At 63.6% G+C, this 23,825-nt stretch carries 21 protein-coding genes; 12 read left to right on the top strand and 9 right to left on the bottom strand.

Features of this window, described 5'->3' with window-relative positions:
- The first annotated feature begins 106 nt into the window (after nt 1-106).
- Nucleotides 107-1,117: a siderophore-interacting protein gene (locus ACMT3I_RS07535; protein WP_414803849.1), complete on the top strand. Its 1,011-nt coding sequence runs from the start codon at nt 107-109 to the stop codon at nt 1,115-1,117.
- 143 nt (nt 1,118-1,260) lie between these two features.
- Entirely contained in the window at nt 1,261-1,800 is a 540-nt protein-coding gene (locus ACMT3I_RS07530; RefSeq protein ID WP_414804035.1) for an NADPH-dependent FMN reductase, read from the top strand.
- Nucleotides 1,801-1,829: 29 nt separating this feature from the next.
- On the opposite strand, the gene ACMT3I_RS07525 is transcribed toward ACMT3I_RS07530, so the two are convergent.
- A complete protein-coding gene (locus tag ACMT3I_RS07525) occupies nt 1,830-2,435 on the bottom strand; it encodes a phosphoribosylanthranilate isomerase (protein WP_414803848.1) in 606 nt (201 codons plus the stop codon).
- 170 nt (nt 2,436-2,605) lie between these two features.
- Between ACMT3I_RS07525 and ACMT3I_RS07520 the strand changes: the two genes are divergently transcribed.
- Nucleotides 2,606-4,474 carry a cation:proton antiporter gene (locus tag ACMT3I_RS07520; RefSeq protein ID WP_414804034.1) on the top strand — a complete coding sequence of 623 codons (1,869 nt, stop codon included), beginning with the start codon at nt 2,606-2,608 and terminating at the stop codon, nt 4,472-4,474.
- A gap of 270 nt (nt 4,475-4,744) precedes the next feature.
- Nucleotides 4,745-5,152, top strand: coding sequence for a RidA family protein (locus ACMT3I_RS07515; RefSeq protein WP_414803847.1), 408 nt, complete (start codon nt 4,745-4,747; stop codon nt 5,150-5,152).
- Between the two features lie 141 nt (nt 5,153-5,293).
- Here the strand turns inward: ACMT3I_RS07515 and ACMT3I_RS07510 are convergent, their stop codons facing one another.
- The 4 genes from ACMT3I_RS07510 to ACMT3I_RS07495 form a co-directional block, all read right to left on the bottom strand.
- Nucleotides 5,294-6,265, bottom strand: a complete 972-nt coding sequence (locus tag ACMT3I_RS07510; protein WP_414803846.1) for an NAD(P)-dependent alcohol dehydrogenase — start codon at nt 6,263-6,265, stop codon at nt 5,294-5,296.
- Nucleotides 6,266-6,331: 66 nt separating this feature from the next.
- Nucleotides 6,332-6,550 carry a helix-turn-helix transcriptional regulator gene (locus tag ACMT3I_RS07505; RefSeq protein WP_414803845.1) on the bottom strand — a complete coding sequence of 73 codons (219 nt, stop codon included), beginning with the start codon at nt 6,548-6,550 and terminating at the stop codon, nt 6,332-6,334.
- Nucleotides 6,544-6,972 carry a hypothetical protein gene (locus tag ACMT3I_RS07500; RefSeq protein ID WP_414803844.1) on the bottom strand — a complete coding sequence of 143 codons (429 nt, stop codon included), beginning with the start codon at nt 6,970-6,972 and terminating at the stop codon, nt 6,544-6,546. Before ACMT3I_RS07500 ends, ACMT3I_RS07505 begins: the two co-directional genes overlap by 7 nt.
- Nucleotides 6,973-7,285: 313 nt before the next feature.
- A complete protein-coding gene (locus tag ACMT3I_RS07495; protein ID WP_414804033.1) occupies nt 7,286-7,972 on the bottom strand; it encodes an alpha-ketoglutarate-dependent dioxygenase AlkB family protein in 687 nt (228 codons plus the stop codon).
- A 133-nt stretch (nt 7,973-8,105) separates the two neighbouring features.
- On the opposite strand from ACMT3I_RS07495, the gene ACMT3I_RS07490 reads away from it, so the two are divergent.
- Genes ACMT3I_RS07490 through ACMT3I_RS07480 form a run of 3 tightly spaced genes read left to right on the top strand, consistent with a single transcriptional unit; the run spans nt 8,106 to nt 13,784 of the window.
- Nucleotides 8,106-9,629, top strand: a complete 1,524-nt coding sequence (locus ACMT3I_RS07490; protein WP_414803843.1) for a DUF3375 domain-containing protein — start codon at nt 8,106-8,108, stop codon at nt 9,627-9,629.
- Entirely contained in the window at nt 9,622-10,401 is a 780-nt protein-coding gene (locus ACMT3I_RS07485) for a DUF4194 domain-containing protein (protein ID WP_414803842.1), read from the top strand. Before ACMT3I_RS07490 ends, ACMT3I_RS07485 begins: the two co-directional genes overlap by 8 nt.
- On the top strand, nt 10,398-13,784 hold the full coding sequence (locus ACMT3I_RS07480) for an ATP-binding protein (RefSeq protein ID WP_414803841.1): 3,387 nt from the start codon (nt 10,398-10,400) through the stop codon (nt 13,782-13,784). The genes ACMT3I_RS07485 and ACMT3I_RS07480 overlap by 4 nt, the downstream gene beginning before the upstream one ends.
- Before the next feature lie 37 nt (nt 13,785-13,821).
- Here ACMT3I_RS07480 and ACMT3I_RS07475 read toward each other — a convergent pair whose 3' ends face one another.
- Nucleotides 13,822-15,846, bottom strand: a complete 2,025-nt coding sequence (locus ACMT3I_RS07475) for an exo-alpha-sialidase (RefSeq protein WP_414803840.1) — start codon at nt 15,844-15,846, stop codon at nt 13,822-13,824.
- A gap of 242 nt (nt 15,847-16,088) precedes the next feature.
- Between ACMT3I_RS07475 and ACMT3I_RS07470 the strand changes: the two genes are divergently transcribed.
- Nucleotides 16,089-17,525: a lipase maturation factor family protein gene (locus tag ACMT3I_RS07470; RefSeq protein ID WP_414803839.1), complete on the top strand. Its 1,437-nt coding sequence runs from the start codon at nt 16,089-16,091 to the stop codon at nt 17,523-17,525.
- 40 nt (nt 17,526-17,565) lie between these two features.
- A complete protein-coding gene (locus ACMT3I_RS07465; protein ID WP_414803838.1) occupies nt 17,566-18,063 on the top strand; it encodes a hypothetical protein in 498 nt (165 codons plus the stop codon).
- A 36-nt stretch (nt 18,064-18,099) separates the two neighbouring features.
- On the opposite strand, the gene ACMT3I_RS07460 is transcribed toward ACMT3I_RS07465, so the two are convergent.
- From ACMT3I_RS07460 to ACMT3I_RS07450, 3 genes are all read right to left on the bottom strand, one after another.
- Entirely contained in the window at nt 18,100-18,669 is a 570-nt protein-coding gene (locus ACMT3I_RS07460; RefSeq protein ID WP_414803837.1) for a cysteine hydrolase family protein, read from the bottom strand.
- Between the two features lie 82 nt (nt 18,670-18,751).
- Nucleotides 18,752-19,408 (bottom strand): NINE protein, encoded by a 657-nt coding sequence (locus ACMT3I_RS07455; protein ID WP_414803836.1) that lies wholly within the window; start codon nt 19,406-19,408, stop codon nt 18,752-18,754.
- 223 nt (nt 19,409-19,631) lie between these two features.
- Complete coding sequence (locus tag ACMT3I_RS07450) at nt 19,632-19,847, bottom strand: hypothetical protein (protein ID WP_414803835.1); 216 nt, start codon at nt 19,845-19,847, stop codon at nt 19,632-19,634.
- Nucleotides 19,848-19,931: 84 nt separating this feature from the next.
- Here ACMT3I_RS07450 and ACMT3I_RS07445 point away from each other — a divergent pair, with 84 nt between their 5' ends.
- From ACMT3I_RS07445 to ACMT3I_RS07435, 3 genes are all read left to right on the top strand, one after another.
- Entirely contained in the window at nt 19,932-21,476 is a 1,545-nt protein-coding gene (locus ACMT3I_RS07445; protein ID WP_414803834.1) for a DUF222 domain-containing protein, read from the top strand.
- A gap of 158 nt (nt 21,477-21,634) precedes the next feature.
- Nucleotides 21,635-23,341 (top strand): amidohydrolase, encoded by a 1,707-nt coding sequence (locus ACMT3I_RS07440; RefSeq protein WP_414803833.1) that lies wholly within the window; start codon nt 21,635-21,637, stop codon nt 23,339-23,341.
- A gap of 42 nt (nt 23,342-23,383) precedes the next feature.
- On the top strand, nt 23,384-23,740 hold the full coding sequence (locus tag ACMT3I_RS07435; RefSeq protein WP_414803832.1) for a zinc ribbon domain-containing protein YjdM: 357 nt from the start codon (nt 23,384-23,386) through the stop codon (nt 23,738-23,740).
- Nucleotides 23,741-23,825 lie beyond the last annotated feature (85 nt).

Genomic DNA, 23,825 nt, shown 5'->3' with positions numbered 1-23,825 from the left:
TCACACCGCACGATCTCCACGAATCGCCCCACCCGAATTTCCCCCGCTGTGCGCCACCGTGCTCGCTGCACTCCCGCTCTGCCCGTTGCTGACGAAAGGCTTCATCGTGACTACGACGCTGCAATCCGCGCCACCCATGCGCAGTGATCGACCCGCTTATCGTCCGTACAGGGCGCAGGTCGAATCCATAGTCAGGCTCAGCCCGCACTTCACCCGAGTAACGTTCTTCGCCGAGGAGTTCAGCATTTTCGGTACCGACAGACTTGATCAGCGCGTCAAACTCGTCTTCCCACTCCCCGGTCATGGCCTGCCCGATGTCGGAGCGGATGACCCTGAGTGCATCGAGCGGGGCAACTGGTACGAGCGTTGGAGGGGGTTGCCTGACGCAAGCAGGAGCCCGTTCCGCACCTACACCGTGCGCACGATCGATCAGGATGCTCGTCTCGTAGCGATCGACTTCGTCGTGCACGACGACGCCACTGATGCCACGAACCCTGCGGATTTCCCAGCTCACGCGATTGCGAGTGGCCCGGCCGCGGCCTGGCTGCGCGGCGCGATGGTCGGCGACGAGGTGGTCGTCGTCGGCCCCGATGCTCGGAGCATCCACTCAGGCATCGGGATCGACTGGCATCCGGGCAGCGCGACGCAGCTGCTGCTGGCCGGTGACGAGACTGCAGCTCCGGCGATCTGCGCCATCCTTGAATCGTTGTCGTCTGAGTGCACGGGGCACGTGTTCATCGAGATTCCGACCGAGGCCGATCAGCTGCCGGTGACCGCGCCGATTGGCGTCACTGTCACCTGGCTCAGCCGTGGGCATGATCGCGTCGGCGAACTGCTCATTCCGGCGCTCGCAGAGTGGGCTTCAACGAACTCCGCCATCGTCGCGGCGGCGAAATCACCCCGTCCACAAGAGATCGCCGAGATCGACGTGGATGTCGAAACGCTGTGGGATTCTCCTGAGGCTCTGCAGCAGGCGGGGTTCTATGCCTGGCTGGCTGGCGAATCCGCCGCCATCAAGACGATTCGCCGACTGCTCGTCACTCAGAACGGCATCGATCGTAAGCGTGTCGCGTTCATGGGCTACTGGCGTTTAGGGCAGTCAGAGAAGCAAGGCTGAGTCCCGGACGACAGCGGATGCGTGCCTTCTTCGGCCCGACTGGCTAGGTTGAGGTCATGGACAGCTCGTGGATTCTTGCCGGTGGCGCCCCGGCAGGGGATTAGGGCAGGCGAATGGCTGGCGAGGGGGCATCCGTTGGCGTGATGATCGGCAGCACGCGACCCAACCGCATCTGTCCCGATATCGCCGACTGGTTTCTACGCACGGTGCGTCCTGCCAGTGCCCTCAGCTACGACCTGATTGATCTGGCCGTGGTGGACCTGCCGTTTCTTGATGAGCCGCAGATGGCCTCGACCGGCATCTATAACCATGAGCACACCCGGCTGTGGAGCGAACGGGTGCTGTCGTATGACGCGTTCGTGTTCGTCTTTCCGCAGTACAACTGGGCGTATCCGGCTGTACTGAAGAACGCCATCGACTTTCTCTACGCCGAGTGGGCAGGCAAGCCGGCCGGCATCGTGACGTATGGCACGCACGGCGGAGGCAAGGGCGCGGCTCAGTGGGGCAGCGTGTTGCAGGGCATCCACATGAATCGTGCCGAGGCGGCGGTGTTGCTGTCGATTCCGTCCAACGCCAAGGACGAGCCGGACTGGATGCGCGACCTTGACGGCAAGCTGGCGCAGTTCGTGCCGGATGTACTCCGGCTGGATGCGGAACTGACCGCGCTGCTGGTTGCCCCCTAGCGACCGGCATCCGTAGCGCCACCGCACAGCTAGAGTCCGCGCGCGGCCTGTACGAAGTCGCGGATCAGCCCGAGGTCTTTGACTCCTCGGCTGGACTCCACGCCGCTCGAGACGTCGACGCCGCCAGGGCGCACGCCATCCACGAGCTCGCGCACGTTACCGGCGGTGAGTCCGCCGGCCAGAATCCAGAATCCCTGTGGCGGCGTGCTCTCCAGCTCTGAGGTGTCGAAGAGCGTGCCGCCGCCGGGCGAGACGGCGTCGATGAGTAGACGGTCGGTGCTGTCGGCGGCGAGGCCGCGGTACGTCTCGATCGATACCGCCCGGATCGTGCGGAATCCCTCACGGCGCAAACGCTCGAAGTCGCTCTCCGGTTCATCACCGTGAAGCTGCACCGTCGTGAGATCCGCGGCGGCTGCGATCCTCAACACCGCATCCAGGGGTTGGTTGCGAAAGACACCGACGGTCTCAATCTCGGGGGAGACGGCGGCAGCGAGCGACCTGGCCACCTCGGCAGAAATGGTGCGCGGGCTGCCGGGTGCAAAGACGAACCCGATGGCATCCGCACCGCTTTCTGAGACGGCGCCTGCGGCATCCGCTGTCGTGATGCCGCAGATCTTCACGAATGTCTGGCTCATGTCTTCCACTTTATGCAGTCGGGGAGCGCTGCCCTGCCCATTTTCGCCACCTCGGCAGGCCGCCCGGCCATACTGAAGGAGCGTCGCCCCCTGCAGCGACGTGGGGGTGGGGTGCAGTGGAATTCCTGATCGTTGCCGTGCTCGGGCTATTGGGCATCGCGGGTGCCTCAATGCTGGGCTCGCGCTTCGGCGTGGCCCCACCGCTGCTTCTCGTAGTAGCCGGCCTTGGCATCAGCCTGCTGCCGTTCGTTCCTCAGGTGACAGTCGATCCCGAATGGATCCTGGCCGGCATCATTCCGCCCCTGCTCTATTCGGCGTCGGTCTCCATGCCGACAATGGACTTTCGCCGCGAGTTCGGCGCGATCAGCGGCCTCTCGATCGTTCTAGTCGTGGTCAGTGCCGTGATACTTGGCGTGTTTTTCGCACTGGTGATCCCCGGGCTCGGCATCTGGTGGGGCATCGCGCTCGGCGCAATCGTCAGCCCGACGGATGCCGTTGCCACCTCCATCGTCAAGAAGATCGGTCTGTCGGGGCGTGTAGTCGCGATTCTCGAAGGCGAGAGCATGTTGAACGACGCGACAGCCCTGGTGCTGCTGCGTACCGCGGTCGCCGCGGCGGCAGCATCCGTTTCGTTCGGCGGCGTCGTCGGCGGCTTCGCCTACGCGGTGATCGTGGCGGTGGTCATCGGATACGCGGTCGGCAAACTCAACCTGTTTATGCGACAGCGGGTAGCGGATGCCACCGTCAACACCGTCATCTCGTTCACCGTGCCGTTCCTCGCGTCGATCCCCGCCGATGCGCTGGGCGCGTCCGGACTTGTCGCGGCGGTAGTCGCCGGCCTCGTCACCGGACACAATGCCCCGCGAATGCTCGCGGTGCGGCATCGCTTGTCTGATCGCCAGAACTGGCAAGCGGTCGAGCTGGTCTTGGAAGGCACCGTCTTTTTACTGATGGGTCTCGAACTCACGGCGATTGTCGGCGATGTTCGGGAGGCGCATACCGGTCTCAGCCGGTCTGCGCTGATTGCGGCCGGGGCGCTGATGCTCACCGTCGTCGTGCGCGCTGCCTTCGTCGCACCGCTGTTGCTGGGCCTCAGATCACGAGCGAAGCGGGGCGCACAGCTGAAACCGACGCTCGCGAAGGTGCAGGATCAGTTGCAGCACGTCGAGCACAGTAGTGAAGCGGCTGCCGAGGTCGAGGAGCTCGCTGATGCCGCCGGGCTGCGGGGCGGCCCCCTGACACCGAATGTCGCGGGCCAGATGCGACCGGATGCGCACGGGAAGCCCTCGCTCGGTCGTATCACGCGCGTGCGGACTCGTGTGCGCCGCACTCTTGCCGACATCGACTACTTTCTGGCGGCCCCGCTTGGCTGGCGAGAGGGGAGCGTTGTGGTGTGGGCAGGCATGCGCGGCGCGATTACCGTGGCCGCCGCTCAGACCCTGCCGGCAGATACCCCCGATCGTTCGCTTCTGGTCTTCATCGCATTCCTCGTCGCTGGCGGGTCGTTGCTGATTCAGGGAGGCACGCTGAAGAGCGTGGTGAAGCTTGTCAAACCGAAGACTGGGAACAATTCAGACATCGAGGCCGACGAACGCAGCCGCATCTTCGAACTGCTTGACAGCGCAGCGGCGTCGGTGCCGGCTCACGTGGGGGCGACGGGCGCGGATGCTGAAGCCCCTGAGGCCCCTGAGGCCCCTGAGGCCCCTGAGGCCCCTGAGGCCCCTGAGGCCCCTGAGGCCCCTGAAGCCGCTGAGGCCCCTGAAGCCGCTGAGGCCCCTGACACGCCTGCCCCTGACTCGCCTGCCCAAACGCCGGAAGGGACGTTCCGGGAGCAGGAGTTTATCGAGTTGGCATCCGCTGATCTTCCGGCGGGGAGTCCCTCAAAGCGACACGCGCTTGCTGTCATCAAAGCCCAGCGAGAGGCACTGCTCGACGCCCGTGATGACGGGCTCTTCAGCTCAGATGCGCTCGGTAGTGCACTCGCTGTGCTTGACGCCGATCAGATGAGCCTGGAGCTCAGGGGAGTCCCGAACAGTTGAGTCGGCGACCCGCGCCAGGGTCGTGGTCGCTGCCTACCATCGCCACGCCGTCACGCGGCAGCGTGAGAACGCCGCACGGTCATCCCAGCCCCTGGCCTGCCAATACAGTGGGATTCGGCTCGCCCCGAGCCGCGACTCATCCCGGGCCGCGACTGATCCTGGTCCGCGACTCATCTCGAGCCGCGACTCATCCCGTGTCGCGACCAACCCTGGTCCGCGACTCATCTCGAGCCATCCGGCCCGCATCCCCACACCCTCCGAGGAGTTCTTATGACCGAATACGCCCGCCGCAACATCTCCTCAGGCTCGGTCTGGGAGCCGGTCGTCGGCTATTCCCGCGCGGTCCGCGCGGGCGACTTTGTATTCGTGTCTGGCACGACCGCCAGCGCACCAGAGGGCGTCGTCGGGGGAGCGGATGCCGCAGCCCAGGCCCGCGAGATCTTCGTGCGCATCGCTGCAGCACTCGAGCAGGCCGGTGCCAGCTTCGACGAGGTTGTGCGCACGCGCATCTACCTGAAGAGCATCGCTGACTTTGATGCAGTCGGCGCAGTGCACGGTGAGATCTTCGGACGGATCCTGCCGTCGATCGTCGCGGTTGAGGTGTCGGCGCTTGCTGCGCCCGACCTGCTGGTCGAGATCGAACTGGATGCCATCATCGGAGCTGCACTCGCGAGCTGATGCTGACGTGGGCACACGGTTGCGGGGTCCGGTACGCGGGCCCTGGGTCGCGCCGCGTTCGCCGCGCCCGCTGTGGCGCACCGCTACCGCTGTAGCGGGCGCGGTTCGCCACAACTGGCGCGGTGATGCCCGCGGTCAGCCTCAGATCACCAGCACGAGCTTGCCCGCAACGTGACCGGCATGCTGGCGATCGATGGCCTCGGCAGCCTCGCTCAGCGGATACGTTCGCTCGATGGCTGGGGTGACCGAACCGGCCTCGATGAGCGCCGCGACGACGGCGAGGTCGACTGCGTGCTCTGATGACAGGTAGCTGCGCATCCGCTGCGGGATGAAGATCGACCAGAGCGAGGCGCGCAGCTGGCGTCTGAGTCCGCCAAATATTCGCCCGCCACCTTCGCCGCCGACGATGACCAGCATGCCTCGGTGCGCCAGAACACCGCGCAAGCGCGAGAGCGAATCCTGGCTGGCGATATCGAGGATGAGGTCGTAGCGCCGCCCACCCGCGGCGAAGTCGTCGCGGGTGTAGTCGACGACGTGGTCGGCGCCGAGGGAGCGCACCAGGTCGACCTTGCCCGTGCTGCACACGCCGGTCACCGTTGCGCCGAAGGCCTTCGCGAGCTGCACGGCAAAGCTGCCGACGCCCCCGCCCGCACCAATGATCAGCACGTGCTGCCCGGCCTGAACCTTGCCCACATCCCGCAGCGCATGCAGGGCCGCGCACGACGACACCGGCACAGCGGATGCCTGCTCGAACGTGAGCGAGGCTGGCTTAGATACAAGTCGCTTCTCAGTTGTACTCGTGAACTCGGCGTACGAGCCGCTGGGTGACGTGCCGAATACCTCATCGCCCGGCACGAACCTGGTCACATTGCGGCCGACAGTACTGACGGTTCCGGCGAGGTCGTATCCCCGAACGCGAATCTTGGGCGCGCGGATGCCGGCAAACAGGCGCACGAGGGTTGGCCGGCCGGTCATCAGGTGCCAGACCCCGGCATCCACTCCCGCAGCCTTCACATTGACGAGCACATCGTCGTCACCGGGCGACGGTTGCTCGATGTCTTCGAGGCGCAGGGTGTCTGTCGATCCATATCGGTGCTGCACGATCGCTTTCATGAGGATTCTCCCTGTGCGTGTGGCGAGCGGATGGAGCAAATTGTGTGGGTATGAGCCAGTGGATAATCAGGCGTTCGGATACCCGAACACGTCGTCGATGTGCACGCCGAAGACGCGAGAGATCTGAAACGCCATCTCCAGGGACGGCGAGTAGCGGCCCTGCTCGATGGCAATGACCGTCTGGCGCGTGACGCCGAGGCGTTCTGCGAGCTCGGCCTGCGTCATCTCGTCGTGCGTGAAACGCAGCGTGCGGATGTTGTTCGTGACCTGCGTCGCCTTCACCATGTCGGAAGACCCTTGCGGTATGCAATAACGCGGGCGAACGAGCTGAGGAATGCCGAGAGCACAAATGCGAGGTACACGGCGTTGGCGATCCAGAAGTACGGCACCTCGGCCATCGCCATGGTCAGAGCTGCGACTCCACCGATCACCAGGAACGATTGGCCGACATACTCGCCGAACCGGTAAATCTCCCTGTCGCGCTGGTCCTTCTTGCCTGCGTCTTTCGGCGACACGATCGAGGCCAGGATGTTCAGAATGATCGCCGCGATGATGGCGCCGCCGATCGACCAGAGCATCACAGGCGCGTACTGCACATCGACAAGCGGTGTGGCAGTCGCCTGGCTCAGAATGATGCCCAGGTAAATCGCATACGCACCGAGTGAGACCACGAGCATGATCCACGCTCGCTTTTCTTCGTGTGACATGACCACTCCAATGTAAAACAAACCTGACATGGTCAATGTAAAGAAAGTTTGACTTGATGTCAATGGGTATAGACATGAATCGCGCGAGCGGATGTCGGGTCGCGTCTGTCGCGCCCGTCGCGCCCGTCGCGTCCGTCGCGTCCGTCGCGCCCTCTGTGGCGCGTCGCGGCCGCTATAGCCGGCGCGGTTCGCCATAACTGGCGCGGTCACGCCTCGCGCGGTCACGCCTCGCGCGGTCACGCCTGGCGCGGTCACGCCTGGCGCGGTCACGCCTCGCGCGGTCACGCCCTGGGGGACAGGCCGCAGCGCAGTCTCAGTCGCGCAGCCCCGTCTCGCGCATGGTGATGTTGATGCGCCCGCTGGTGAGGCCGCATCCGCTTGGCGCTGTGCCCGGATAGACCTTCGTGACGCCGTGGTAGGCCAGGCGCGCCTCGCCGCCGAAGACAAACAGGTCGCCAGACGCCAGATCGATGTCTTCGTACGGCTTGTTCCGGTTCTCGGTGTTGCCGAACCTGAATTGGCAGGTGTCGCCGATCGACAGCGACACCACGGGTGCGAGCGAACGCTCGTCCTTGTCCTGATGCATGCCCATGCGCGCATCGGAATCGTAGAAGTTCACCAGGGCTGTATCCGGCGTGTAGTCGTCGCCGGCGTGTGGATCGCCGGATGCCTCCACGAGCGCCTTGCGCCACAGCCGCACCATCCAGTCAGGAAAATCGAGCACGCGATTTCCGTTCACGTCGACGGCATCCCGCGAGTATTGATACGGCCGCCAGTGCCAGCCCAGGCACACGGTCTTCACGCTCATCTCGTGTCCGCGCACCGCAGCTGAGCGGATGGGCACCGGTCCGTTGGCCCATTCGTGAAAGCGACTGACGATCCAGGCCTGCTCATCGAGCGTCAGCCAGTTCGGCACCCAGGTGGCACCCGGGGCGAGTTCGCGGCGCGGACGCTCGAACAGGTCGTCGCCAAAGAGCTCATCGCCGAACAGTGCCGCCATCACATGCCCCTTCGTTGTCTGACTCAATGCAATCATTCTCCGCCCACGCGCCGCGCCCCGTTTCACCCCAGGATTCCTGACACGTCGCCCCCGCCGAGTACCCTTGATGAGGTTCAAGAAAGGGGCGTGCTCGTTGAGCGAAATTGCAGCCGAATTGGCGCGCGTACGCGAAGCCTTCGATAGACCAACGCTGCGCCTGCTTGACCGCAAATGGGCCCCCTTCGTGCTCGCCGTCTTCAAGTCGGCGTTCAGCCGCGACCGCCGCAGCGTGCAAGCCGATCGGCTGCACAGCCAAGTGGATGCCTACCTCGCCGACCTCCGCTCGTCCGGCGTCGCAACCCCGAACGGCAACGGGCGTGCGCTCTGCGTGCAGTGGATGAACGATCAGTGGCTCTACCGCGAAACGGGGGACGACGACGAGGAGCAGTATTCGCTCACCTCACACGCCCTCGAGGCGCTGTCGCTTGTCGACAGCCTGTCGCGCAACCGTGCCCTCATCAGTGAGTCTCGGCTCACGATGATCGTGGATGCCGTGCGCCACCGCGCGACTCAGGCCAACCCCGACCGCGAAGAACGCATCCGTCGCCTCGACCAACAGATCACCGAACTCACGAGCGAACGCGACCGCCTGATCGGCGGCGGAGAGATCGCCGCAGCCTCGAATGAGCAGATGCACGAGGGCTACGCAAATCTCATCGACCTCATTGGCCAATTGCCGAGCGACTTCAAGCGCGTCGAGGAGTCGGTGGCCGGTATGCACCGCCAGATCGTCAACGACTTCAGGGCCGAAGACCGTCCGATCAGCGAGGTGCTCGACGAGTACCTCTCCAAGACGGATGCCCTCATGTCGTCGACCGCCGAGGGCCGCGCCTTCGAAGGTGCCTTCGTGCTGCTGCGTAACGAAGCGCTGCAGCAGGAGCTGAAGAACGACCTCGAGACGATCCTGCTGCATCCGTTCGCCGATACCCTCACGCCGAACGAGCGCCGCAGCTTCATGGCGACCGTCGGCCTGATTCGCAAGGGTATCGACGACGTACTCACGCAGCGCAACGGCCTGACAACCACGCTGCGCGAACACATCGTCAACCATGACGTCGTGAAAGACCGCGAGCTCGAATTGCTGTTGCGCGAGATCAACAAAGAACTCGCGACCTGGATGCAGACGGCCGGACCCCGGTCAACGGTCAAGGCCGAGCTGATGCCGGGCACGCTCGATGCTCCGCACCTGCGCGAGAAGTTCTACGACGTCGATTCGCACCGGCCGCCGCCCGCTCTCGCCGATGTCTCGCACGAGGCGCCTGAACCGCCGAGCCTCGACGAGATGCGCAAGCAGGGCGGTCCGCTGCTCAACCAGATGCGCAACGCCCTGATCGACGCCTTCGCGCACACCGATGTGAAGTCGATGGGCGACGCCTTCAACGAACTGGATGCCGACCTGCGCCGGCCCGTTGAGATCCTCGGCCTGATGCAGATCGCCACCCAGATCGATGCCTTCAGCCACGCGGGAGCGCTTGAAACTTTCGAGGCGGTGCGGCCAGACGGCTCCACGCGCAGCTTCACCGTTCCTCGCATCACCCTGAACGACGACGAAACGGCGGCTTTGGCCGCCCTGGACTACGGCAACAACACGGCCATGGACGGAACTGAGAATGACTGACGAGTGGACTGACGAGTTGCAGGGCGACGAGGACGCAGCCCGGATGAATGAGGTCAGTGAGACTGCAGAGAGCTTCTCGTTGTTCGAGGGTGATGAGGGCGGGCTCACCGTCCAGCAGCGCAAGACCCTCGTGCTGTTGCTCAAGCACCGATACATTTCGGCAGCCGGCCAGCCGACGGCCTGGCGCACACTGCTCGAATCGACGAGCCTGCTGAAGTCCCGCCTCAACGACATGTTCCTCGACCTGCACGTCGACCACAATTACGAGGTCGCGTTCAAGCGTCAGGCCGTGCCGGAGGGCGGGCAGACATTCCCGACTCTGCTGCACGACGTCGCGTACACGCGTGAGGAAACCATCCTGCTCGTGCTGCTGCGCCAGCGATTCCGTAGTGAGCGGGCCAACGGCCAGGACATCGTTATCGTCGACCGCGACAACCTACTCGACAACGTCGCACATTTCCGTCCTGAGCACGCGACAGACAGGTCGGGTGACGGCAGGCGTGCTGCCGGTGCAGTCGAGAGCCTGGTCAAGGCCCGCGTGCTGCTGAAGACGAGCGATCCTGACAGGTTCCGTATTTCACCCGTCATCGAGGTGCTGCTGCCGGTCGAACGCCTGGCTGAGTTGCTCGAATGGCTGGTCGCCGAGAACCGCGGCGACAACGAGCACGTGACGGATGACGACACCGCAGCAGGTCTCGACACCGAGGCAGAGTTCACCTCGGACCTCGACATCGACACGGCGAACGAGCCCGAACTGGAGACCGTCTCATGATCGATTCCCCACTCTTCTACGTCGACGGCCTGACCGAGGGCACCACGCAGTGGAAGGCCGAGACCTTCCAGATGGTCAACTGGGGCGGATTCCACGGTCACCACGAGATCGCATTCGCTTCGACGGCCACGCTGGTCTCCGGCGCATCCGGTACAGGTAAGAGCACACTGCTCGACGCCTACCTCGCGCTGATGATGCCCTCCGATACCCCGTTCAACGGTGCCTCGAACGACGCGGGTTCCGGCCGCGCCCGCAGCGCAGACCAGCGCAACCTGATGACCTACCTCAAGGGCAAGACGGACTCCAACCGCGAGGCCGACACCGGCGCACTGCACGACCAGGTACTTCGTGGCGCTGATTCGTCGACCTGGGGTGCCATAGCCATGACGTTCGTCGACGACAACCAGCGTCGATTCACTGTGTTGCGGGCCTACTTCGTACCGCGCGGAACCAACAAGTTCACCGACATCTCAATGAAGATGGCCACGACTGACGGCTACCTCGATCTGCGTGATCTGGCGGATGTCGTCGAAACCAAGTTCGACAAGCGTGCACTCAAGGCGCGGTTCCCCGACATCGACGTGTTTGACACGTACGCTGCCTTCGCCCAGACCCTGCACACCAGACTTGGCATCGGCGCGAACGGCGAGGGAGGCAAGGCGCTGCGCCTGCTCGCTCGCATCCAGGCCGGCCAGCAGGTGAAGACAGTCGACGGGCTCTACAAGTCGATGGTTCTCGAAGAGCCCTCGACGTATGCGGCAGCCGATAAGGCAGTCGGACACTTCGAAGACCTTGAGCGCTCCTATGGGGCGATGGTCACCGAGGCGCAGAAGGCCAAGGTGCTCGAGCGTCTGCCCGAGCTCTACAGCGAATATGAGTCCTCGACCGAGAAGGCCGACCTCATCGACACCTTCGGTGTGCACCGCACCGGCGACACCCCGCTGCTGCTCTGGCAGCTCACTACTGAGCAGCGCCTGCTCGCTACTGCCGCGGATGCCAACCGCCAGCAGCGCGCGGCCGCCCAGGCCGAACTCAGCAAGGCCAGAGAGGCCGAGAAGGATCTCAAGGCGCGCGTCGCCGAAAGCCAGCTCCGCCAGCGCGACAACGGTGGCGACGTACTCGCCGCTCTGCAGACAGAGCTGACGCAGCTGGGCGACAAGCGTGACGAGCTGAGTGCAGAGCGTGCGCGATTCGCTCACCGTGTCGAGGTCCTCGACGTCTCGATCGATACGCTCGATGACTTCACCGCAGCCCAGAGCACGGCTGCATCCTCGCTCGCCGGCTTCGCCGCCAACGAGCGCCTGATTGACGAGAAGCGCGCCGGCCTGCTGCGGGATGCCTACCCGATCGAAGAGCAGATCCGCGCGCTCAAGCAGGAGCGCACCTTCCTGTCTGGCCGCGAGAGCCTGGTTCCCCAGCATCTGCACAACGCCAGGCTGATGATTGCCGACGCAGCCGGGATGACACCAGATGAGCTGCCGTTCCTGGCCGAACTCATCGATGTCGCGCCCGGCGAAGAGAAGTGGCGGCAGGCCGCAGAAGTGAGCCTTGCATCCGTTGCCCGCGTCGTACTCGTTGACGAGACGCGGCTGGCTGCGCTCAGCCAGGCGATCGATCCCTTGCACCTGCCCGTGCGCATCCACTTCGAGGGCGTAGCCCTTGGTGCCTCGGCGACAGCGCCGAACGACGATCGCTATGTCTCGGGCAAGCTCGTGTTCAAGGATTCGCCCTTCAACGCCTGGGCGCAGACCCGTGTGCAGTCGGCGAACGTCGACGCGCTCTGTGTCGACTCTCCGGCCGAGCTCACTGGTACCGGGCCGCGCATCACCGTCAACGGACAGCTCCGCAACGGAAACCGCGGCGCCCACGGCGTGAACCAGGACCAAAAGCCGATCATCGGCTACTCGAGCAAGGTGCGCGAGGACGAGATCGACAGCGAACTCGCACGCCTCACTGAGAAGGCGAGCGCGCTCGCAGCTCAGGCATCCGGTTTGGCCGATGGCCTGACCGAACTGCGCGCGCAGAAAGACGCGTTCCAGTTCTTGGTGGATGCCACGTGGGCGGCAATCGATGTCGCCTCGGCCGAGGCGAAGGTCGCCGACAAAGAGGCCGAGCTGGCTCGCGTGCTCGCCAACAGCGATGTGCTGCGTGGGCTGAAGGTCGAGGAAGAACGCCTCATCGCCGAGCTTGAAAGCGCCCAGCAGCAGAGGTTCGCTGCTGACCGTGACGCCCAGGCGCTGGCTGCCGAGCAGGCAGAGATCGTCGACCGCGAGGATGCCGTGAACGAGCAGCTGGAGCGCATCGAGCGTGAGCAGCCGGTGACGCTCACTGCCGAGCAGGCCACGCACCTCGACGCGCAGTTCGCCATGGTCGGCGACCCCAGCGATCTCGACGCGTTCTTTGCCGGCGTCAAGCGTCTTCGTGAGCGACTTACCGAGCAGTCGGCGAGCGACAGGGAGAGCGCCCGGAGCGCCAGGGATGCCTTGATCGGCATCTTCCAGAGCTTCCAGAGCCGCTGGCCAGACCCGAACGTTGGCGTCGCGATGGACTCATACACCAGCTACCGCGACATCCTGGATTCGGTGCTCACCCTCGGGCTGCACGAACGTCGCCAGGAGTGGAAGCGGCGTCTGTCGAAGTGGAGTGGGCAGGACCTCGTGCCGCTCACCGGTGCATTCAACACGTCGATCGAAGAGATCGAAGACCGACTGCGGCCCATCAACCACATCCTCGCATCGCTGCCGTTCGGTGCAGGTCGAGATCGCCTGAAGATCTCGCTGCGCCGCCTGCACCGCGATGACTCGACGGCGTTCCGCAAAGAGCTGAAGGCGTTGTCCTCAGGCGCAACCGACGAATTCACCGATGACGAGACCGAGAACAGGTTCCGTCGACTGCAGGCGTTCATGGCGCAGATCCGCAAGCCGGAAGACGAGTCAAAGCCGTCGCCGACCCGCGATGCGCTGCTCGATGTGCGCAGGCACGTCGAGATCACTGCTGTGCGAACGACTCCGGATGGCGATGAAATCAGCACGTATTCGTCGCTCGGAGGTAAGAGTGGTGGCGAGACACAGGAGCTCGTTGCGTTCGTCGTGGGTGCCGCGCTGCGGTTCCAGCTGGGTGATGAGAGCCGGACGCGACCGCGCTTTGCGCCGGTGTTCCTCGATGAGGGCTTCGTGAAGTCAGACTCAGAGTTCGCCGGCCGCTCGGTCGCGGCCTGGAAGGGCCTCGGGTTCCAGCTCATCGTCGGCTCGCCGCTCGATAAGGTGACAGCACTTGAGCCATACATGGATCTCGTGCTCTCGATGACGAAGAACAATACGACCGGCTACTCGTACATCACACCGTTGAGTGCGCCTGTGCCGGCTATCGCAGCCGCGAGTTAGGTCCAACTCGCGGCTGCGATTTGCGTCACTCCGAGTCCTACGGCGTGCGCACCCGCAGGTCGACTTCGTCGCCTGTGATCGTGTAGTTCTGTGTCGTTGCCCCGGTTCCGGTGACCTGCCAGGTTGTGACCGGAACGAAGTAGCCCTGTGCTGCTTCAGCGGCGGTTACCGTGTGGAACGGGGTGCTGCACACATAGCTGCCCCAGACGGTGAGGGAGTTGTAGCGGCAGTTGCCCGCACCGGCCGGCACGAATGGCGAGAAGTTGCCGGTCACCGGAACCACATTTTCGGTGATGTTGCCGAGGCTGGTCACGGTGAACGTGTACGGCACCTTTTGGCCGGCCGTGTACGGTGCCGTCGCCAGATCGCGTCCGGCGTCTCCGCGCGCACCAACGATATGCGCGCCAACGATGCTTGTCGTTGCGCCACCCGTGATCGTCACGCCAACGGGAGCAGAGACTTTCTGCGCACCTGTAGTCACGCTGGCGGTGATGGTGGTGGCGCCGGCCTTGGCGTAGCTCGGTACGGTGACTGGCACGCTGACTACCGCCTGGCCGCCGGAGGGGATGGTCGGTACTGCGAGACTGCCGAAGGTCCAGCCGGGCAAGGCCTGGAAGGATGCCGTGGCTCCCTGCAGCGCAGATTCGCCTGTGTTGCGCACCGTCAGTGCGACGTTGACCGTTGCGCCGTTGGCGGCAGAGAACGCCGGTGCGCTGACGCTGGCGCCACAGTAGACGCCCAGCCATTCGGCGTTGAACTTGCCGAAGGTGATGGTGTTGCCGTTGCCCTCGTAGAGCACTCCGAAGGTGCCGTCAGAGAGTGCGGTGGCCGTCGAATAGCTCATCGTTCCCGACTTGAACTGCTTGCCGGCTGACCAGGACGTGCCGCTGTCACAGGAGTAGCGGATCGTGCCGTTGGATCGACTCGACGTGCTGTTGGCGTTGGAGAACAGCAGCATCTTGGCCGCTGCCGACCCCTGGGCGGCATCCGGATACATCCGCGTGATGCTCGCATTGTTGGTGGGATCGGTCAGCGCCTGGTCGTAGGTCGGCGCGCCGTACGTTGCGCCGCCGTCGGTGGAGATGGCGATGCGGCGACCCTTGCCACCTGCGTTGTCACGTGAGTTGAGCATCACGCTGCCGTCGGCGAGTTCGACGGTCTTGTTCTCATCCATAGACGTGCCGACGAACGCACCCCGGTTCCAGGTCGCGCCGTGGTCGTCGGAGTACACGCTGTATGCCTGGATGGCGGTGCCGCCGCCCGGCTGGCGGACGGTGCCGGCGTACTGCTGGATGAGGCGGCCTTTGTTTGCGCCGTACTTGAGCTGGATGCCCTCACCAGAGGCGGCGAAGTAACCCTTGACGCCGCCAACACCGGCAACGCCGTTGACGGTGGTGCCTGCGGGCTTGGCGACATCCGTGATCAATGGTCCGTCGAAGGCTGCATACGCAGACCCGGCAGGATAGCTGCTCGAGACGGGCAGGGTCGGTTGGTTGGCCGGGTCGGTCGACCAGTTCAGTCCTCCGTCAGTCGAGACGGATACCTCAGTGCTGATCACCTGCCGGTCGGCGTCTGTGGTTCCCCACGAACTGCCGCCGAAGCCCTGATCTTTGGAGTAAACGTGGAAGTTGAAGACAGTGCCCGTCTCCTTGTCGACAATGTACGACGGGTCGGAGAAGCCATAACGCAAGCCGTCGGTTGCGGCGGTTCCGGCCCGCTGACCTTTGGCGATGAATGTCGGTGCACCCCAGGTGGCACCGTTGTCGGTGCTGCGACGCTGGATGATCGAGTTGGGTGAGGGGGAGTCGCCGCCGTCTGGTCGGCCGTCGTAGGCCGCCAGTAGAACTCCATTGCCGAGGTCGGCCAGCGCAGGGATCCGGTAGTACGGGGCCAGTGAGGCGCTGAGCGCGTTGTCACCTGAGGTGGCCAGGGCCTGTTCGGTGTATGAGGGTGCCACGGGTGTTTCAGCGGCCTGCGCCGGCGTGACCATCGCGCCGATCAGGCCAGCAGTGAGCACGCTGGCGGCAGAGACCGCCAAGCGGCGTCGTGTACGAGAAGACATCATCCGATTCCTTTCGGTGCGACCCCAAGCGGCCGCGCTGCCGTGTGACGCCTGCGTGACGGCGGGTTGGCTAGCGGTCCCAGCCAGGGGCCGACATTCATCAGACGTCGTATGTCCGACTTATCCTAGGGGGAAGAAAACGATGCTGTATACCCCCGTTCGGGGCGCATTCGCGGCTGTCGGACAGGCGCTGGCGTCGCACCATTGACGACGCCAGCCAGCGGTCTAACGTGGTCAGCACGATGGACTGGTTCGGGTCAGGCTATGAGTACGCGCGAGAAATCCTGCAGCGTGGGGTCGCTGCGTGTTATCTCATCGCATTCATTTCGGCGGTGAACCAGTTTCCGGCGCTGCTCGGTGAGCGCGGGCTGCTTCCGGTTCGCAACTTCGTGGCGCACATCACGTATCGCCAATCACCGAGTCTGTTCCACTGGCACTACAGCGACCGGATGCTTCTGGCGCTGTCGTGGGGCGGGATCGCGTTGTCGGCATCCATCGTGATCGGCCTACCGCAGCTCGGACCACCCTGGTTGCCCCTTGTCGTCTTCCTGTTGCTCTGGGCCGGATACCTGTCGATCGTGAACGTCGGGCAGACGTTCTACTCATTCGGCTGGGAGAGCCTGCTGCTCGAAGCCGGTTTCGTTGTTGCATTTCTTGGCTCTAATGAGGTGGTTCCCCCGCTGGCAATCATCATCTTTGTGCGCTGGCTGGTGTTCAGGCTCGAGTTTGGGGCTGGCATGATCAAGATTCGTGGTGGCAGCGAATGGCGTGATTTTACGGCGCTGTACTACCACCACGAAACCCAGCCGATGCCAAATCCGGTGAGCTGGTTCGTGCATCACGCGCCAAAATGGTTCCATCGCGGCGAGGTGCTCGGCAGCCATTTCGCGCAGCTCATTGTGCCGTTCTTCCTGTTCGCGCCGCAGCCGGTGGCATCCGTTGCGGCTTTGATCGTCATTCTCACCCAGCTGTGGCTGGTGTTCACCGGCAACTTCGCCTGGCTCAACTGGATCACCGTCGTCCTCGCGTTCAGCGCGATCGATGACGCCTCACTGCGGTTCGTGCTGCCGTGGCTGCCAGACCCGGCTGTCGATGGCCCGACAGACTCGCCGATCTGGTTCGTCATCTTGGTACTCGCGGCGACGGCATTCCTGATCCTGCTCAGCTATCGGCCCCTGCTCAATCTGTTCGCGCGGCATCAGCTGATGAATGCCAGTTTCAATCGCTATCACCTGGTTAACGCTTACGGCGCGTTCGGCACGGTGACCAAGGAACGGTACGAAGTGATCGTCGAGGGCAGCGATGCCGACCTGCCGGGAACGGATGCAACCTGGCGCGAGTACCAATTCAAGGGCAAGCCGGGAGACCCCGGGTACTGGCCCAGGCAGTTCGCGCCCTATCACCTGCGCCTCGACTGGCTGATGTGGTTTCTCGCCCTCGGTGCGCCAGACACCCGCTGGTTTGAGATGCTGCTCGTTCGGCTGCTCGAGGGTGACAAGCCGACGCTCAAGATGATGCGAGTGAACCCGTTTCCTGATGCGCCACCGCAGTGGCTGCGGGCCAGGGTCTTCGCGTACCGCTTCACGACCGGCGCCGAGCGGCGCGAGACCGGCGACTGCTGGATGCGCACCGAAATGGGGGAGCTGATGGGGCCGATAGGCCTGGGGCGTGACAGATGAGGATTCGAACTCGATGCCGATGCCGAGCATAATTTTATGCATGATTACTCGCCGTAGTCACCGTGCGCCGATCCTGGTTGCCGGTGGGATCCTCGCGTTAACTGTGACCCTTGCCGGGTGCGCAGACGCGTCGGGAACACCGACTGCCGAAATGCCGACCGTGACGTCGACAGCGCCACCCAGCCAGGCGCAGACGCCCGTTCCCACATCCACACCCAGCCAGGCGCAGACGCCCGTTCCCACATCCACACCCAGCAATACTGCGGGGCAGCCGAGGTCAGTTTCGGTCTGGACGGATCAGACGCTGTGGGACGCGTGTATGGCGGCGTGGGCGTTGGAACGCCCAGAACTTGACCCGAGCCGATTTACACCGTTCGATGCAGCCAATATCACTGACAATACGGCTGGCGGAGTGCCCGCGTTCTATGTCGCCAGCTATGTGATCGATCCGCAGGGGCCTGAGGATCAGCCGCGAGACTGCGCGATAACGGGTACACCGGATTCACCGACGATCGTGATGAATCCGCCACTTGACTGATGTCGGTTACGTTTGCGCCTGCTGCGGGGAGCTGAGCTAGCGAGCAACCCCGGCGCTGTCTGCTGCCAACTCAAGTTCGGCTTCTGAGACGACGCGCGCTCCGGCGTCACCGAGTGCGGCCATGAATGCGGCGTGCACGAGGTGGCCGGGCAACGAGGTGCCGTCGAATTCCAGGTCGGGCGCTGCGCAGGCGTCGTGCACCACGGTGACGCTGAATCCGAGATCGAGTGCGGCGCGCACTGTCGCATCGACGCACATGCTGCTCATCATGCCGATCACGATGAGCTGATCGACGTCGTCGCCCCGCAGCAGCTCTTCAAGTCCGGTGCCGATAAACGAGTTCGGAGCCGCCTTGACGAGCACGCGCTCGTCATCTCGAGGGGCAACGAGGGGGTGGATGTCGGCGCCCGGCGTTCCGGGGCGGAAGAATGTGGCATCCGCGCTGTCAGCGATGTGCTGGAAGTGGATAACGGGGAGTGCGGCAGCGCGGGCGGCCTCAAGCACACCGCTGCCGACGTGCGCGGCGGCCTCGCTGCCAACCAGGGGATAGGAGCCGCCGGGGAAGTAGTCATTCTGGATGTCGATGACAATGAGTCCCGTGTTCACGTGTGCTCCCGCTTTCGTGCCGAATCGTTGTGGTGTCCTGGCGAAACTCTATCTGTGGGGCCCGCCACCGTCGCCGAACGCCTCACTGATTCGGAAGAAACTGCGCCGACCATGGGCAATCGGGCACAGCACCCGTGACGACACTCAGGTAGTAGCTGCCGCCGAGCTGCTGCTTTTCTGAGCGGAGCTCGCCGGCACTGCTGAACGTGACGCTCGCCACTGGAGCAACTGATGACGGGGTCTGCGACGCCGAGGGTGTCGGCGTGAATGTCTGCGAGTGCGAATGCTGGCGGTTCATCGGGAACATGGGGGAGTGGCCGATGGAGTTCACGGCGGAGTATCCGCTCGACAGGATCATTGACAGCACGATTCCCGCTCCGGTGACGATCCAGGCGACTTTCTTGTTCTCGTTGTATCCCGCGAGCGGTCGCCCGAGCTTGTCGCGCTGGGTACCGGTCAGCACCAGGATCAGGTCGATGAGCCACCAGATCCCAAGGCCGCCCAAAGTGATGAGTTTCAGTAGCCCGGTACCGACCTTGCCGAGATAGAAGCGATCTACAGCAAAGAAGCCGAGCAACCAGGCGAAGAGCCAGGTGAGCACGAATTGTTTATCGCTGGGTGGTCCATTGGTCGGGGCGATGTGGCTGGTCCACTGCGTACCATCCCAATAGCGAACAGCGGATGCGTGTTCCGGGTCGTCGTACCATCCAGCGGGTGGAAGGGGCGAGTTGGTGGTCATGTCAACCTCCGATGTAATCGGCACGTCCTGCGTCAAGTCTGTGCCTGTTCTGGTTGAAGGCCAATGCGCTGGATGTCGGACCTGCGGCTGACGCCACCTCAGTCACCTCAGCCGCCTCAGCCGCCTCAGCCACCTCAGCCACCTCAGTCGCCTCAGCCGCCTCGGCGCCTCAGTGTCCGGCGGCACGCGGAAAGAGCCGGTTCTGAGTGGTTGAGGACCGGTCCTACCAGCTTGAATGCGCTCGATTACTCGGCCGCTCGTGCTCGTGCTTGCTCTTGCTCTTGCTCTTGCTCTTGCTCTTGCTCTTCTTCTTATTCCTACTCTTCCTCTTCCTCTTCCTCTTCCTCTTCCTCTTCCTCTTCCTCTTCCTCTTCCTCTTCCTCTTCCTCTTCCTCTTCCTCCTCTCTCCGGTCTGCCACCTGGATTTGCCGATCACCATGGTGACCGTTCCATTCAGTCAAATCTACTAGTAAATCTGAGGAATACTCTAGCCATTCTCGAATATATGTTCTAAAATAGAGGCATGGACACGACAACCGCCGACCGGGTGAATTCGGCTACGGGTGAGCTCGAAGATCCACTTCACAAGTACGGCGACAGGCAGCCGGGCTTTGTTGATATCGGGGCGAATTTCATTGAAATTGTGGCCGGCTGGGCTTGGGAGGCCGCTCACAAAAGTCTCGTCTCCGGGGCAGTCGCCATCTCTCCGCTGGTTGCGGCTGAAATCGCTCTGGATGATGCCGTGATGGCTCAGGTCCAGATCAACAAGGCCTCGGCAGCGCAGGTTGTCGCGCTGGCCGAGCTGTTCGCTGTAGCCCGCGCGCACCCCGACGTCTACCTCACCCGAGAAGGGCTCGAAGATCGAGATCCAATTGGATTCGCCGAGCGAGCCGTGGCCTTCGATGCCGGACTGCGGCTCAAGCTGACACCCGATCACGTGCGCAACCGTGCGTATGAAGGGCTCGTGCTTGCTGAATCGTTGCCGAAGCTGTGGGCAGTATTCCAGGCAGGGCAGACCGGCTACGCGCAGGCCGCGGCCGCCGTTCAGCACCTCGTCGGCTTGACCGATCCGGTGGCGATTGCCGAATACGACTGCAAGTTAGCTGCCCGTGCCCATGCCTTGACCGCCGATTCTTTTCGGCAGAAGGCCCGCAAGCTCGCCGAGCGGCTGCGTGCCGAATCCCCCGAGCTTCGTCACACCCGTGCGCTCACTGACCGTCGGGTTGTCTTCGAGTATGTCGACGATGGAATGGCGTGGATCCACGCATACCTTCCCGCAGTCGAAGTCGTGTGCATCAAGCGCCGCCTCGACGCTGAGGCCAAAAAGATTGCGAAGAAAGAAGCCGGCATTGCGGCCAAAGCAGGTATAAGCGCCGGGCCCCATCGTACGCGCGACCAGATCCGCGCCGATCGGTTCGGTGACGTGCTGACCGGCAAGGGCACTCCGAATGCCGTGAAGGTGCGCGTCATTCTCCAGGTTCCGCTACTTGAGCTCCTGGAAGGATCCGATGGGAGTCGCCTCATGCTGGACAACCTAAAGATCGCCGATTCGTCCGAAAGTCACCCAGAGGGCCACGAAACACTCGAAGTTCACTCGGAAGACCTGCCAGGGCGCCCAAATCTTCATCGCCAGTCGGCGGTGTTGGAGGGTTACGGCCCGATCGACCCGGTGACAGCCTCCCAACTCTTCTGCGACGCTCCGTCGTTCCGTCGAGTATTGACGGATCCCTTAATCGGCGAGATTCTCAACTTCGACCGGCGCCGGTACCGGCCCACAAAAGCTCAACGCGAATACGTGGCGATGAAATACGGCACCTGTGCCGTAGAGGGGTGCAATCGACTCGCCGCAACGTGCGATCTGGACCACCTTCAGGAATGGGTACGAGACCACGGTTTCACCAACATCGACAACCTGATCCCGCTCTGTCCCGGGCATCATCGACTCAAGACCTTGACGAAGATCCGGTTCAATCGCGACTACGACGGCGCTATAACGGTGACGACGCCAACCGGAACCGTCAGCCGCAAGACCCCGTCGAAGCCGTTGCCAGACAATCCGCCGTTCTAATCCTCGCTGCCTGGATACTTAGCCTGAATGCTAAAAAGCCTGAATGCTAAGCCTGAATACGTCTGCGGTTGGATGACGCGGTTGGATGACGCGGCTGGATGACGCGGCTGGATGACGCGGCTGGGTGGCAGGGCTAGGTTGAAGGCAAAAGGAGCACGATGACACCGACGCCAAACACTCCAACGTCAGACACAGCAACGCCAAACAAGCCGACACCAAACAATCCGACGACAGGCGCCGAATCGCTCCTGCTGGTGGGCAACATCCTGACAATGTCTGAGGACGTCCCGCTCACAGATGACCGCCCCCTCACCGCCGAGGCAATGCTTGTCTCCGAAGGCATCATTGTGGCCGTCGGCAGTGTGGCTGATCTGACGAAGGTGGCGCCGGCCGGCAGTATCCGTCACGACATCACCGGCGGCTGGATTATGCCAGGTCTCATTGAACCTCACGGGCATCCGAGCGACGCCTCGATGCTGCTCGGAGATTCCGTCGTTGACATCCGCCCCGTCGTCGTTTCCGAGGCGGACGCTGTGATGCAGAAGATCACGGATGCCCTCGCCGAGGCCGACCCTGCCGTCGGACTGCTCGCAAACGGCTGGGATCCACTGCTCCAGAAGGGACTGCCCACCCTTTCGATCGAGGTTCTCGATGCGCTCGCGGGCCAGACCCCGCTCGTCATCCTGCACAACTCGGGTCACTCGGCCTACTTCAACTCGGCGGCTGCGCAGAATGCCGGGGTGGATGCCTCGACTCCCGACCCCGTCGGTGCCTCGTATGCGCACACTGACGACGGCTCTCTTGCGGGCACAGCGAACGAGACTTCCGCCGTCATGACGATCTTGAAGCCGCTCAGCGACCGCCTCCAAGCCGACTTCCCGACAGTCATCCGCAGCTATTACGCCGACCTCAACAAGCGTGGCATCACGGCAATCGGCGATCTCTCCTGGAATCCCGGTGTTGCGGTGCTGCTCACCGGAATGATCGACCGCGGTGAGATTTCGATGCGCATCCGCGGCTACGAGATGTCGGGCCCGGCAGGCAAAGCATCGGTTTCCCTCGTCAACGGCACCGACGCCCTGAAGCAGATCGGTATCAAGATCTGGGCAGATGGCTCGCCCTGGGTCGGCAGCATCGCCGCCTCATTTCCCTATCTCGATACCGAGGCCACGCGTGCGCTCGGCCTCGAGCCGCACCACACAGGTCGAGCCAACTACACCGAGTCAGAGCTGTTCGATATCGCGTTGCCCTATGCCAGCGAGGGCTGGCAAATGGCGTGCCACGCCCATGGCGACCTGGCCATCGACATGGTACTTACCGTCTACGAGCGCCTCATCACTGAGCTCGGTCTCGTCGATTCGCGCTTCAGGATTGAGCATGTCGGCGCCATGACACTGGTGCAGTTCGAACGGGCCGAGCGGCTGGGCGTCACGGTGAGCGTGTTTGTTGACCACGTCTACTACTGGGGCGATGTACTGATTGACGATCTGTTCGGGCCGGAACACGGCTCCCGATGGGCGGATGCCGGCAGCGCCTTCCACGCCGGACATCGCGCCAGCTTCCACAACGACGGCAGCGTGACCCCGGCAGAACCGTTCCGCAATATGCAGACGGCAATCACCCGGCGTGCGCGCAGCGGACGCCTCCTCGCTACCGAGTTCGAGGTATCTCGAATCAATGCACTCCGCGCGCACACCACAAACGCGGCCTGGCAGCTCAAGGAGGAGGGGCGACTCGGTGTTCTGGCCCCTGGTGCACACGCCGATTTCATCGTGATCGACGGCGACCCTCTTATGATTCCGGTCGAGGAGCTTGCCGGGCTGACCGTGCGCGAGACCTGGGTCGGCGGCAGGCGGGTCTTCTAGCCCGTGCAATCGTGCACCCGGCTCCACGACTACGGTGGGAAGGTGAACGAGACCCTTCCGCCCTGCCCCGCATGCTCAAGTGATCTGACGTACGAAATGGGTGCGCTTCTCGTCTGTCCGCTCTGTGCCCACGAATGGGAGGGCGGACCCGTCGAGCTTCACGACGACCAGCCATACGAGCTTCTGATCACTGATGCGTCTGGTACCGTTCTGACGGATGGCGACACGGTCTTTGTCGTCAAGGACCTCAAGGTCAAAGGCAGCTCGACTGTCGTCAAGGTCGGTACAAAGGTGCGCAACATCCGTCTGGTCAACGGTGTCGGAGATCACGATATCGAGTGCAAGGTCGACGGCATCGGTGCGATGCAGTTGAAGTCAGGGTTCGTCCGCAAGGCCTAGGTCATCTGAGTGCCGGGCAGGGAGGGCACCGACAGTCGCCCTGCCCTGCCCTGCGCGCGCGGAGTACACTCCGCCACTGAGACGA

The sequence above is a fragment of the Leifsonia sp. A12D58 genome, assembly GCF_047530025.1.
In the GTDB taxonomy this organism is placed as follows: domain Bacteria; phylum Actinomycetota; class Actinomycetes; order Actinomycetales; family Microbacteriaceae; genus Cryobacterium.
Note: the sequence above shows the minus strand (reverse complement) of the source record. Positions and strands in the feature narration are given on the sequence as shown.